The following is a 12,761-nucleotide window of genomic DNA, read 5'->3' on the forward strand; positions in this document are numbered from 1 at the left end:
GGCGGCTATGGCTTCACCGACGAGTATCCGGTGTCGCGGTTCTATCGTGGGGCACGCTACGGCACGCTGGGTGGCGGTACGACCGAGACGCTGAAGGACTTGGTCGGCAAGAAGCTGATGAGCGACTTCGATCCCGTCGATGGCTTCCTCAGCATGGGATCGTTCTAAATCAAGTTCGCTCCCGCAAGCTTGAACATCATAGCAGGTCCAAGCACGGCTGCTTTGCCGCAGGCCGTGTTCTGCTCGACTCCGTACGCAATCCATTCTCCAGTACTTTGAAGCGTGAACATGAGAAAAGGCGAGCTTGCTGTCGAGTTGACGGCACTACTACACGAAGTGCGAGCAACCAGCGGCGAAATCAGCCGCGCAGCGCGCAGCAGACAAGGGCTTGCGGAGACGCCGCTGCAGCGGTTGCTGGAGCAATGGATCGCAAATACGGATTCGCGGCAGAAGGTCGTATGCTTCGCATGTGCAGCGGAATTAGGGGTTCGGCTTGGCCATGCATTTCAGGAGGACTGTCTGCAGGCGGCGAGGAAGTCGTCAGCGCTAAATGCATTGTTCTGGGCCGCCATGCGGCGGCTTCCCCCCGCGAGAAACGGAGCGCGACTGAAGAGCGCGGTAGCGGGATCCACCGCGGCGGTCGTGCCGTAGGGTGCTAGCTTTTCACATTCGACGGCACCCATGTTACTATAAATCATATAAATGGTTTGACAGTACCTGCAACTGCTTCTACGATGCTTAACCAGAGAGGCCTGCATCTCCCGGCGCCAGCCGGGGCGATGCCAGGCGCCAACCAATGACCGATGGAGAGAGACAATGCGGATGATTGCCGCCGTAATGTATGAGCAAGGCCTGCCGACGCCCTATGTCGATAGCCAGCCGTTCCGGATCGAGGAAGTGGAACTGGAAGGTCCCGGGGAGGGCGAAGTACTGGTCGAGATCCGGGGCGCGGGCCTGTGCCATTCCGACCTGTCGCAAGTCGCGGGGCTCAGGAAGCGCAAGCTGCCAGTGGTCGGCGGCCACGAAGGCGCCGGCATCGTGCGCGAGGTGGGCCGGGGCGTGACGCACCTCAAGCCCGGCGACCACGTGGTCATGACGGCGGTGGCCGATTGCGGGCACTGTCAGTTCTGTAACGAGAACCGCCCGGTGCTGTGCGAGAGCGTGACGATGGCGCGTTCGCAGGGACTGCTTTCCGATGGCGAGCGCCGCCTCAGCTATCGCGGCCAGCCGCTTTATCACTACAGTGGTATCTCGTCGTTCGCCCAGTACGCGGTGACCGTGCCGACCTCGCTGATCAAGATCGACCCGAGCATTCCGCTTGACGTGGCGGCGATGTTCGGCTGCGCAGTTGTGACCGGCGCGGGCAGCGTGTTCAATTCGGCCAAGGTGCGACCCGGCCAGACGGTGGCGGTGTTCGGGCTGGGCGGAGTGGGGCTCAACGCGGTGATGGCTGCGCGCATCTCGGGCGCTTCGGAAATCATCGGCATCGACATCAACGAGAACAAGTTCGGACTGGCGACAGAACTGGGCTGCACACGGACGCTTAACGCGCGGGACCCAAAGCTTGTCGAGACGGTAAAGGACCTGACGCGAGGCGGCGTGGACTTCACCTTCGAAATCTCTGGCAGCCCGGTGGCAATGACCAGCGCCAACGCGCTCACGCGCAAGGGCGGGGAGATTATCTGCGTGGGTCTGGGCGCCACCGGTGAGATGTACCAGTACGCCCATGCGGCGCTGGTGTCGGAGGAGCGCGTGTTCCGCGGCTCGTTCATGGGCAGCTGCGTGCCCGTGCGCGACATCCCGAAGTACCTCAAGTTCTACCAGGAAGGCCGCATGCCGGTTGACCGGCTCAAGAGCGGCACCATGCGCTTCGAAGACCTGAACCGCAACCTCGACCTGCTGGACCGCGGCGAGGTGGTGCGCCAGGTGCTGCTGCCGCACGGCTAACGCACGCTATCGGAGCCCTTCATGACGCTCTCTCGAAGAGACTTCATCCTGGCGACGTCGTCCATGCTTGCCCTGGGCGGCAAGGCATGGGCGCAGGCGGAATATCCGAACAAGCCTATCCGCATCGTCACGCCGTTCGCGCCGGGCAGCTCAGACGTGATCGCGCGCCGGCTCGGAGAGCATGTGGCGAAAACGCTCGGGCAGCCGGTAGTGGTGGAAACCCGCCCGGGCGGGCAGGGCACGGTCGCGACGCGGGCTATCGCCAAGGCGAGCCCCGACGGCTATACGCTGCTGCTGGGCACTAATTCGACCCATGCGGCGAGCCCTTACCTGTTCAAGGAACTGGGCTACGACCCGGTCAAGGACTTCACGCCCATCATGCGCTTCACGGTGAATCCGCTGGTGCTGGTGGTGAATGCCGCGATGCCGGTGCGCACGTTGCAGGAGTTCATCCGCTACGCGAAGGAGCGCCCCGGCAAGCTCAGTTACGGCACCGGCAACACCGGCAGCCTAGTGGCGGCGCAAATGCTCAAGACGCAGGCCGGCATCGACGCGGTAGGCGTGAACTACCCGGGCAACGCGCAGGCCGTCAACGACTTCGTGGCCGGACGGCTGGACTTCATGGTGACCGACCCGATGATCGTCAAGTCATTCCTGCAGACCGGCAAGCTGCGCGCGCTGGGCCTGACGTCGAAGCAGCGGCTGATGACCCTGCCGGACGTGGCGCCGATGGCTGACCTGGGCCTGCCGAACTTCGAGTACGAATCGTGGATCGGCCTGTTTGGTCCGGCCAGCATGCCTCCCCAGATCGTGCGCCGTCTCTACGAAGCCTTTGCCAAGGCGCTGGCCGAGCCCTCAACGGTGAAATTCCTCGCTGACATCGGCATGGTGGCTTCGGGCGCCAATCCGACCCAGTTCATGGCCTACGTCAAGGAACAGATCCGGTTCTGGGCGCGCGTGACCAAGGATGCCGGCCTGACCGCCTCGTAAGCCGCGCAGCTATCTTCCCAACTGGTATCAGGATTCACACCATGAGACTCAAGTGCTTCGGCCTGCTGCTGGCGGCGCTGGCCATCCTGCCTTTCGGCGGCGCGCAGGCGCAGGCTGACTTTCCGAACCGTCCCATCAAGCTGGTGATCTCGTTCCCGCCCGGGAGCACCTCCGACTTGCTTGCCCGCCGGCTTGGCGAGCATGTCGGCAAGACGCTGGGCCAGCCTGTGGTGGTGGAGTCGCGCCCGGGCGCGCAGGGGGTAGTGGCGGCGCGCGCGGTGCTGAATGCGCCCAGCGACGGCTATACGCTGTTCCTCGGCACCAATTCCTCACACGCGGCCAACCTCTACATGATCCGCAACCTGGGCTATGACCCGGTCAAGGATTTCACACCGATCACCCAGTTCACGGTCAATCCGCTGCTGCTGGTGGTGAAGGCCGGCATGCCGGTGCATTCGCTGTCGGAGTTCATCCGCTACGCCAAGGAGCGCCCCGGCAAGCTCAGCTATGGCACCGGCAATTCGGGCGGGCTGGTGGCCGCGCAGTTGCTCAAGGCGCAGGCCGGCATCGATGCGGTGGCGGTGAGCTATCCGGGTACCGCGCAGGCGCTGACCGACCTCGTGGCCGGACGGCTGGACTTCATGCTGGTCGATCCGCTGGTGATCCGCCCGATTGCCCAGAGTGGCAAGGTGCGCGTGATCGGCCTGACGTCGAAGCAGCGGCTGCCCTCCATGCCGGAAGCCGTTCCCTTCGCGCAGGCGGGCCTGCCGGATTATGACTATGCCTCGTGGGGCGGCCTGTTCGGCCCCGCTCGCATGCCGCCGGCGGTCACGCAGCGGCTGAACGAGGCGTTCACGAAGGCGGTGAAGGATCCCGCCACTGAGAAGTACTTTGCCGAGCTGGGCATGATCGCCACCAGCTCCACGCCGGAGGCCTTCCAGGCTTTCGTGCAGGACCAAATCCGCTTCTGGGGCCGCCTGAGCAAGGAAGCAGGCTTGGCGGCCCTCTGAGTCGACTCCCGTAGACATCTGTGAGATTGCGAGCATGCCAAAGGAAAGCGTCACCATGGAATCGAATGCCATTCATACCCGGTTGCTGATCGGCAACGAGGATCGCGCCGGCGAGGGCGAGCTGCTGAAGGTCATCGACCCGGCCACAGAGGAGTTGGTTGCTGAGTTCGCCGGGGCCTCGATCGCCCAGGTCGACGAGGCTGTGAACCGCGCCAACGCCGCCTTCGAGAGCGGCGTTTGGAAGAACCCCGAGTTCCGCAAGCAGGTCCTGCTGAAGTTTGCCGACCTGATCGAGGAGCACCGCGACCAGCTCATGGACGTGCTGGTATCGGAGGTCGGCACGCCGGTGTCGCTGAAGTCCAACCATATCGACACGCCGGCGGCATTCGTACGCTGGTTTGCCGAGGCCGCCACGCGCGACCGTACCCGGCACCTGGGCTTCAACAACACCAATACCGCCGTCAGCATGGTGGCCTACCGGCCCGTCGGCGTGGTGGCGGCCATCTCGGCGTTCAACTACCCGATCCTGATCGGCGCGACCAAGATCGGCGCGGCCTTGGCCGCCGGCTGCACCACGGTGCTGCTGTCGTCGCCGCAGGCACCGCTGGCCGTGCTGATGCTGGGCGAGCTGGTGCGCCGCGCGGGCTTCCCCCCGGGCGTGGTCAACATCCTCGCCGGGGGGGCGGAGGTAGGGCGTGCGCTCACCGAGCATCCGGGCGTCGCCAAGGTCAGCTTCACCGGCTCGGTGAACGTCGGGCGGCAGGTCATGCAACAAGCGGCGGCCGGGCTGCGCAGCGTCGTGCTGGAGCTGGGCGGCAAATCGGCGGCCATCATGCTGCCGGGGGTGGACTTCAACAAGTACGCCTATTCGCTGCATGCGCGCTATGCCCGCAACGCCGGCCAGGGCTGCGGCTCGCCCACCCGCATCCTGGTGGAGGAGTCCCGCTATGAGGAGTTCGCGGAGATCAGCCGCAAGGTGTATCCGCAGATCAAGGTGGGCGACCCCCGCGACCCGGCCACGGTGCTCGGCCCGGTGGTGACGGCGGCCCAGCGTAGCCGCATCGAGGCTCGCCTGCGCCAGGCGCTGGAAGCGGGCGGCAACATCATCGCGGGCGGCGGACGGCCGAACATCGACAGGGGTTGGTTCCTGAACCCCGCGCTGGTGGGCGGCCTCGACAACCAGTCGCCCCTCGCGCGCGAAGAAATCTTCGGGCCGGTGTCGGTCGTGCTCACCTACCGGACCGTCGAAGAGGCTATTCAGATCGCCAACGATTCCGAGCTTGGTTTGAAGGCCTACCTGTTCGGCGCGAAGGAAGAGTGCCTGAAACTCGTGCCCGAGCTGCGCGTGGGCACAGTCCAGATCAACGGCGGCAGCCCGCTGCGGCCGGATGCGCCGATGATCGGCTACAAGCACAGCGGCGTGGGCGCCGAGTGGGGCGAGGACGGGCTGCGCGAGTTCTTGCTGCCGCAGCATATCGACTGCGCGCTGAACTGACATTGGGCGGGCGGCCGCGGCGGCAGCGCCTGCCGAGCGTGGCCGCGGCTGCCATGGCATGCGAAATAAGGAGACAACATGCAATCGTTTGGAACGGGCATGAAAAAGAGACTTACCCAATGCCTGATGCTGTCCGCCATGGCCGTCTCGGCAACGCCGGCGCTTGCGCAAGCCGAGCGTTTCCCGGCCAGGCCGATCCAGGTCATCATCACCAGCACGCCGGGCTCGACGTCCGACCTGCTCACCCGCTTCCTCGGCGCCGAGATGACGAAGACGCTGGGCCAGCCCATCGTCGTCGTCAGCAAGGCCAGCGAGACCGGCACGCTCGGCGCCGATCAGGCGCGGCGCGCGCCGCCCGACGGCTACACGCTGTTCCTCGGCGGCAACACCACCATGGCGGCCAACGTCCATCTGGTGAAGAACCTGTCCTATGATCCCATCCGCGACTTCGCACCCATCACGCAGGTCACCATCAATCCGCTGGTACTGGTGGTGAGGTCCAACCTGCCGATCAAGTCTGTGCCGGAACTGGTGGCCTATGCCAAGGCCAGGCCGGGGCAGATGAACTACGGCGTGGGCAATGCCGGCGGCAAGGTGGCGGTGCAGTTGCTGCGGTCGATCACTGGCGTGGAGGCGCAGGAGATCTCCTACAAGGGGGCGTCGCAGGCCATGCTGGAACTGGTGGCTGGCAGGCTGGACTTCATGATCGTGGATCCGATGGTGGCCGATCCCTTCCTCAAGCAGGGCACGGTCAGGGCGCTGGCGGTCACCTCGAAAGAGCGATTGCCGTCGCTGGGCGACTTGCCAACCATGGCCGAGGCCGGCGTGCCGGGGTACGAGTATGCCTCCTGGCTTGGTTACTACGCGCCCCGCGGCACGCCCAAGCCGGTGATCGACGCGCTCAATGCCGCCTTCGTCAAAGCGATCAACAGCGGGGAAGCGCAGGACTTCTTCCTGCGCATGGGGATGATTGCGCGCCCATCCACGCCGCAGGGGCTGACCGGCTTCAACCAGGAGCAGATTGCAGTCCTGGAGCGACTGGTGAAGGTGTCCGGGATGCAGCCGCAATAAGGTGGCCGCGGCCAGTAGCTGAAGAAAACCCTATCCGTACATTCCAGCATAAATGATCTAAATGGTTTTACATCGGAGTCTGGGCTTCTTACCATGGCTTTCAAGGCCTGGGATGACCTGAACCGCCGTCGCCTAGATCGGTGCTATCCAGGATGGCAAGCCCGTCGTGGTGGGCAAGGTCCGCTAAGCAGCTAAGCGGCGGTCGCTATAGAAAAGGAGTATCTCTCATGATTGAGCAGATCGTCGTCAACGGTCTCCTGGCCAGCCTGATCTACGTGATCATGGCACTCGGCTTCACGCTGATCTTCGGCATCATGCGCATCGTCAACTTTGCGCATGGTGAGTTCTACATGATCGGGGCAGTCGCCGTACTGTTTCTGTTCGGCACCGCCGGCTGGCCGTTCTTCGTCGCAGTGCTGGCCGGCGGCGTGATCAGTGCCGTGCTGGGCATGGTGGCCGAGCGCGTGCTGTTCCGCCCGCTGGTCAACGACGAGCTGGCCTGCATGATCATGTCGCTCGCGCTGGGCATCATCCTGCAGTCCGGGGCGCTGATCGTCTTTGGCCCTGCCGAGCAATCGGTCACACGGCCCTTCTCGGGCACGTGGAGCCTGGCCGGGACCGTCGTCCCATGGGACCGCACCATCGTGGCCGGCTGTGCGCTGGGCATCCTGGCCGTCTTCTACGCCTTCCTGAAGTTCTCCCGTCTCGGGCTCGCCATGCAGGCGGTCGCGCAGGATCCCGAGACCTCCAGCCTGATGGGTGTCGAGTCGGGCGCGGTCTACGTGGTGGCGTTCGGCATTGCCTGTCTGCTCGCCGGGCTGGCCGGCGGACTGATGGCGCCGATCTACACCATCGGGCCGTACATGGGCGAACTGCCGATGCTGAAGGCCTTCGTGGTGGTAATTCTTGGCGGGCTGGGCAGCATTCCGGGGGCAGTGCTGGGCGGGCTGTTGATCGGACTGAGCGAGTCGACCCTGTCGACGCTGCTCGATTCCGGCACGGCGATGATCGCCTCGTTTGTCATCGTCCTGTTGGTGGTGGTGACACGTCCCACCGGACTGCTCGGAAGGAGTGCGCGATGAAACCGGTCTATGTCTTCCTGCTGATCGCGGTGCTGGCGCTGGTGCCGTGGGGCCTCGATAACACCTACGTGTTCCATATCGCCACCATGGTCGCCATCATGATTCCGATGGCGCTCAGCATGAACCTGATGCTCAAGCTCGGGCAACTCTCCTTCGCCCAGCCGGCCTTCATGGGCATCGGCGCTTACGGCAGCGCGCTGCTGACCATGCGGCTTGGCCTGCCGCCGGCACTAGCGCTGCCGCTGAGCGCCCTCGTGGCGGCGGCTTTCGCGGCCGTGCTGGGGCCGGTGTTCCTGCGCATCAAGGGCGTGTATTTCGTGCTGCTGACTTATGCCTTTGCGCAGATCGTCAACCTGGTGTTCCAGGAATGGACGTCGCTGTTCGGCGGCAACAGCGGCCTCTACGGCATCCCGAAGTTCTCGGTATTCGGCATGCAGTTCATTGCGGTCCAGGACTACTACGTCTTCGGCCTGCTCGCCGCCGCCGCGTTCTACGCGTTGATCCAGGCGCTTGAGCGCTCGGACATCGGCGCCATCTTCCAATCGCTGAGCGCTGACGAGATGCTGAGCCGCGCCATTGGGTCGAACGCGCTCGCATGGCGGATCGCGGCCTTTACCCTGAGCGCCTTCATGGCCGGCGTCAGCGGCGGCATCTATGCTTTCTACCTTGGCTTCCTCTCGCCCGACCCGTTCGGCTTCCGGACCTCTGTCGACCTGATCGTGATCAACGCCATCGGCGGCGCGGGCACCGCGCTGGGGCCGTTGCTCGGTGCGATCGTGATCGTGCCATTGCCGGAGGTGTTGCGCGAGGCGCGTGAGTACCAGTTGCTGATCTACGGGCTGTGCCTGATCGTGTTCCTGTTGTTCCTCAGGCGCGGCCTGGCATCGCTGATCCAACGTCAAGGGAGGCCGGCATGAGCGAGATCCTGCTGCAAGTCGATGGACTGATCCGCCGCTTCGGCGGCCTGACCGCGGTCTCCAACGTGTCCTTCGCAGTGCACAGCGGGGAGATCTTCGGCATCATCGGTCCGAACGGGGCCGGCAAGTCGACGTTGTTCAACGTCATCGCGGGGCATTTCCGGCCCAGCGCGGGCACCGTGGTCTTCGGCGGCCACAATATTTCCGGCCATTCGAGCGACGAAATCGGCCGGCGCGGGATCGGCCGGACCTTCCAGGCGGTGCATGTGTTCGCCGAACAGACCGTGGCGGAGAACTTGCGACGCGCGGGCGTCATCGCACGCAGCCACAGCCCGCTGGCGTACTTCTCGTGCCGCGCCACCGCCAGTGCAGTCGATGTGGCAGAAGTGGCCCGCTTCATCGGCCTGACCGACGTGCTAGACAACCCCGCTGGCGGCTTGGCCTATGGCCTGCAGAAGATCCTTGGCATCGGCATGGCAATGATGGCCGCGCCGCGACTGCTGCTGATGGATGAGCCCGCGGCCGGCCTCAATCCCTCTGAAAAGCGGGCCATGGGCGCGCTGATCCGCAAGCTGCGCAAGCAGCGCGGCATCACGATCCTGCTGGTGGAGCACGACATGCCGCTGGTAATGAGCAGCTGCGACCGCATCCTGGTGATCAACCAGGGCAAGCCGATTGCGCTGGATACGCCGGCCGCCGTGAAGTCGGACCGGTCTGTCATTGAAGCCTATCTCGGGGAGGACTACGAATTTGCTTAATACATCCCACCTCTGCGTCGACTACGGCGGCGTGCACGCGCTGCGCGATGTGTCTGTGACGATTCCCGAAAAGCGGGTCGTCGCCATCATCGGGGCCAATGGTGCCGGTAAGTCGACCTTGCTCAAGACGATCGCCGGCCTGGTCCGGCAAAGCCAGGGCGCGGTGCGCCTGGACGGCGAGGATATTTCGGCGCTGCGGCCGCACGAACGGCTCGACCGCGGCATCGTGCTGTGCCCGGAGGGGCGACGGCTGTTTCCCGAACTCACCGTGTACGAGAACATCCGCATGGGGGCCTACCGCACGCGCGACAGCCGCCAGTTCCGCCAGCGCCTGGAATTCCTGTACGACATCTTTCCGCGCGTGGCCGAGCGTGCCAGGCAGGTCGCGTCGAGCCTTTCCGGCGGCGAGCAGCAGATGGTGGCGATCGCCCGCGCCCTGATCAGCCAGCCGCGCATCCTGATGCTCGACGAGCCAACGCTGGGCCTGGCTCCCAAGCTGATCCTGGAAGTGGCCCGACTGGTGCAGAAAATTAACGCCGAGGGCATCACCGTGGTCATGGTGGAGCAGAACGCCAAGCTGGCGCTGCGCATCGCCGACCATGCCTTCGTGCTGGAAACCGGTGTGGTCGCACTCGACGGCACCAGCGCCGAGTTGCTGCGAAGCGACCGTGTACAACATGCCTACCTGGGAGGGGACAGTGGCGAAGCAGTCGATCCTGCCGAAGTCCGCGCCGTCTAACGATGGGTCTACCATGCCTACTCGATATGCTTCGTGCAGTTGGGGAAGCGGCGCGCCCGCGAAAAACTCATGCACCCCGACGTGCACGACACGAGCTCGACGCACACTGACGACGATTCAGACTGAGCTATAGGCAGCTTCCGGGGCGAAAACGCCTTGACAGCCGGTAGTATCAATTCTACATTGTACGTAAATGATTTAAATTAATTAGACGAGGTGATCGTGTTAAGGCCGGCCGATGACAGCCACGGCTAGGTTCGAGCGCCAGGCTGAGGAACGCATCGCTGACACGCTGGAAGCAACTCAGGCCGGAAAAGGCATTCAGGCCGACTGATCGAAACACCGCGACACAATCAACGCATAACGCAAACTAGCTATGAGCAAGACGATTTCCCTGAAACAACTGCGCTTTGCCGAGCTTCTGCGGGAGAGCGAGGTGATTAGCTGGCCCCAGGGGCCGGGCGAGCCGCTCGCGCTGACCGAGGCGCTGGTGGCGCAGCGCGACGAACTCCGGTCGCCGGTGCTGTTGTTCGGCCTATCGTCCTCTGAGACGCTGAAGCCCGAACTGGCGCAGTACTTCGGCCTGCGCGCCTTCAACGGTGCCGGCACCAACCGTCGCGTGACATCGCTGGCCGAGATCGTGCCATGCCACGTCAGCACGGTGCCGTCGCTGCTGCGCAGCGGCCAGTTGCGCGCCGACGTGGTGCTGGTGCAGGTGCGGCCGCTGTCGACCGGCGACTTCACGCTCGGCGTGATCTCCGATTACACGCAGGCGCTGATCCGCCAGGCGCGCCTGGTGATCGCGCTGGTCAACCCGGCATTGCCGCTGGTGCGGGGCGACACGTGGGTAAGCAGCGAGGATATCGATGTGCTGGTCGAGAGCGACGAGCGCCTGATCGATATGCCGGATCCCGAGCCCACCGCCACGGAGCGGCTGGTGGCGCAGCAGGTGGCAGCGCTGATCCCCAACCGCGCCACGGTGCAGCTCGGCGTGGGCACGCTGCCGGCAGCGGTGGCTGCGGCGCTGTCGCAACACCGGGAGCTGGGCGTGCACAGTGGTGTGGTCTCCGATGTGCTGGTCGACTTGGTCGAGCAGGGCGTGGTGACAAACGCGCACAAGGGGCGCGATGCGGGACGCACGGTCACCGGCGGCCTGTTCGGCACGCAGCGCCTGCGTGATTTCGCCGAGCGCACGGGCGCGATCGACATGCGCAGTGTGGAGTACACCCACAACCTCGCCGTGACGGCCACGCTGTCGCAGTTCCACTCCATCAACTCGGTGATCGAGATCGACCTGTCGGGACAGGCAAACGCCGAGATTGCCGGTGACCGCTACCTCGGCGCGGTGGGCGGGCAGGTGGACTTCGTGCGTGGCGGTGTGGCCTCGCCCGGCGGGCGCTCCATCATCGCTTTTCCGTCCACGACGCCGGACGGCAAGCATTCGCGCATCGTGGCGTCGCTGAACGGACGACCGGTGACCACCGCGCGCAGTGACGTCGACGTGGTGGTCACCGAGCAGGGTGTTGCCCACCTGCGCGGCTGTTCGCTGCAGGAGCGGGCCCAGCGTCTGCTGGCCATCGCCCATCCGGATCACCGCGAGTCGTTGTCGCGCGCCCTGCACGACAGTCGCGCCGCAGCCTGAATCTCGTTCTGCAAAAGGATCTAACGTGAATCAAGACGTGACTCTCGACGCGATTGGGAAAGACGCCTTCGAAATCCGCCTGCATCGACCGGAACGCATGAATGCGCTGGGCGTCAATACATGCACCGCGCTGCTGGAGGCGGTCAACCAGGCGACACAGCAGCGCGCGCGCATTGTGCTGATCCGCGGCAGCGGACGTGCCTTCTGCACCGGCGCCGACCTGAAGGAGCGCCAGGGCATGGACCTGGATGCCCGGCTGGCCCATAACGGTCAGATCCGCGCAGTGATCGATGCCATCGCCGGCGCGCGTTTCGTGACCATTGCGGTGCTGAACGGCCTTGCGCTGGGCGGCGGGTTGGAATTGGCGCTGGGCTGCGACATGCGGCTGGCCGCGGCCGGCATCACGCTCGGCCTGACCGAGAGCCGCGTAGGCGCGTTCCCCGGCGCGGGCGGCACGCAGCGCCTGCCGCGCCTGGTGGGCGCGAGCCGGGCGCTGCAATTGATGCTGACCGGCGAGCCGGTCAGCAGTGACTACGCGCTGGAGATCGGATTGGTCAGCGAAGTGCTTGCTGCAGAAGTCCTCGACGAACGTGCCCGCGCGCTGGCCACCCTGCTTGCCAGCCGCTCGGCCCCCGCGCTGGCGGCGATCAAGCGACTGGTCTATGCCGGCATCGAGCTGCCGCTGGCGGAAGCCTGCGCATCGAGCGCGCCGCGCTGCCAGGCATCCTCGGTTCGGCCGACTATGCCGAAGGCCTGGCCGCCTTCTCGGAACGCCGGCCGCCCCGTTTCACGGAGGTCGCGCAGTGACCGCACGTATCCCGATGCGCGTGCGCGAGCGGTGCCGCTAGGCGTCCGCCCCCCAACCCATTACTAACACTGCAATCCCCGCGCGGCCTGGCCGACGCGGGGGCTGGAGACCCTGCACGCCGAATTTAGGCCGTGCCACCGAAGGAAGACAGCAAATGAGCAATACCAGGTTGCAACTCACTTCTGAACAACGCGCACTGGTCGGTACCGTGCGTGAGCTGGCGCGTGACCGTTTCCGCGGCCGCGCCATGAAGTGGCTCGACGGCACGTTCCCGTGGGAGAACCTGCACGATTTGGCCGAGA

At 65.0% G+C, this 12,761-nt stretch carries 12 protein-coding genes; all 12 read left to right on the forward strand.

The features are described from left to right. Positions 1 to 168 (forward strand): acyl-CoA dehydrogenase family protein (locus AC1DQ3_RS35750; protein ID WP_477124828.1); only part of this gene is annotated, 168 nt, incomplete at its 5' end. Positions 169 to 822: 654 nt separating this feature from the next. Next, positions 823 to 1,947, forward strand: a complete 1,125-nt coding sequence (locus AC1DQ3_RS35755; protein WP_477124817.1) for a zinc-binding dehydrogenase — start codon at positions 823 to 825, stop codon at positions 1,945 to 1,947. Between the two features lie 21 nt (positions 1,948 to 1,968). After that, positions 1,969 to 2,937: a Bug family tripartite tricarboxylate transporter substrate binding protein gene (locus AC1DQ3_RS35760; protein WP_477124818.1), complete on the forward strand. Its 969-nt coding sequence runs from the start codon at positions 1,969 to 1,971 to the stop codon at positions 2,935 to 2,937. Positions 2,938 to 2,978: 41 nt separating this feature from the next. Then, positions 2,979 to 3,947 (forward strand): Bug family tripartite tricarboxylate transporter substrate binding protein, encoded by a 969-nt coding sequence (locus AC1DQ3_RS35765; protein WP_477124819.1) that lies wholly within the window; start codon positions 2,979 to 2,981, stop codon positions 3,945 to 3,947. A gap of 55 nt (positions 3,948 to 4,002) precedes the next feature. Then, positions 4,003 to 5,442 (forward strand): aldehyde dehydrogenase family protein, encoded by a 1,440-nt coding sequence (locus AC1DQ3_RS35770; RefSeq protein ID WP_477124820.1) that lies wholly within the window; start codon positions 4,003 to 4,005, stop codon positions 5,440 to 5,442. Between the two features lie 99 nt (positions 5,443 to 5,541). Then, the gene (locus AC1DQ3_RS35775; RefSeq protein ID WP_477124821.1) at positions 5,542 to 6,513 is read left to right on the forward strand and encodes a Bug family tripartite tricarboxylate transporter substrate binding protein; all 972 of its coding nucleotides are present in this window, start codon (positions 5,542 to 5,544) and stop codon (positions 6,511 to 6,513) included. Positions 6,514 to 6,740: 227 nt separating this feature from the next. After that, a complete protein-coding gene (locus AC1DQ3_RS35780; protein ID WP_477124822.1) occupies positions 6,741 to 7,595 on the forward strand; it encodes a branched-chain amino acid ABC transporter permease in 855 nt (284 codons plus the stop codon). Next, positions 7,592 to 8,512 carry a branched-chain amino acid ABC transporter permease gene (locus tag AC1DQ3_RS35785; RefSeq protein ID WP_477124823.1) on the forward strand — a complete coding sequence of 307 codons (921 nt, stop codon included), beginning with the start codon at positions 7,592 to 7,594 and terminating at the stop codon, positions 8,510 to 8,512. The genes AC1DQ3_RS35780 and AC1DQ3_RS35785 overlap by 4 nt, the downstream gene beginning before the upstream one ends. Continuing rightward, entirely contained in the window at positions 8,509 to 9,270 is a 762-nt protein-coding gene (locus tag AC1DQ3_RS35790; RefSeq protein WP_477124824.1) for an ABC transporter ATP-binding protein, read from the forward strand. The genes AC1DQ3_RS35785 and AC1DQ3_RS35790 overlap by 4 nt, the downstream gene beginning before the upstream one ends. Further along, on the forward strand, positions 9,263 to 10,009 hold the full coding sequence (locus tag AC1DQ3_RS35795) for an ABC transporter ATP-binding protein (RefSeq protein ID WP_477124825.1): 747 nt from the start codon (positions 9,263 to 9,265) through the stop codon (positions 10,007 to 10,009). The genes AC1DQ3_RS35790 and AC1DQ3_RS35795 overlap by 8 nt, the downstream gene beginning before the upstream one ends. 376 nt (positions 10,010 to 10,385) lie before the next feature. Next, the gene (locus AC1DQ3_RS35800) at positions 10,386 to 11,651 is read left to right on the forward strand and encodes an acetyl-CoA hydrolase/transferase family protein (protein WP_477124826.1); all 1,266 of its coding nucleotides are present in this window, start codon (positions 10,386 to 10,388) and stop codon (positions 11,649 to 11,651) included. Between the two features lie 25 nt (positions 11,652 to 11,676). Then, positions 11,677 to 12,525: an enoyl-CoA hydratase/isomerase family protein gene (locus AC1DQ3_RS35805; protein ID WP_477124827.1), complete on the forward strand. Its 849-nt coding sequence runs from the start codon at positions 11,677 to 11,679 to the stop codon at positions 12,523 to 12,525. Positions 12,526 to 12,761: the final 236 nt, after the last annotated feature.

Source organism: Cupriavidus sp. 01T418 (assembly GCF_056398885.1).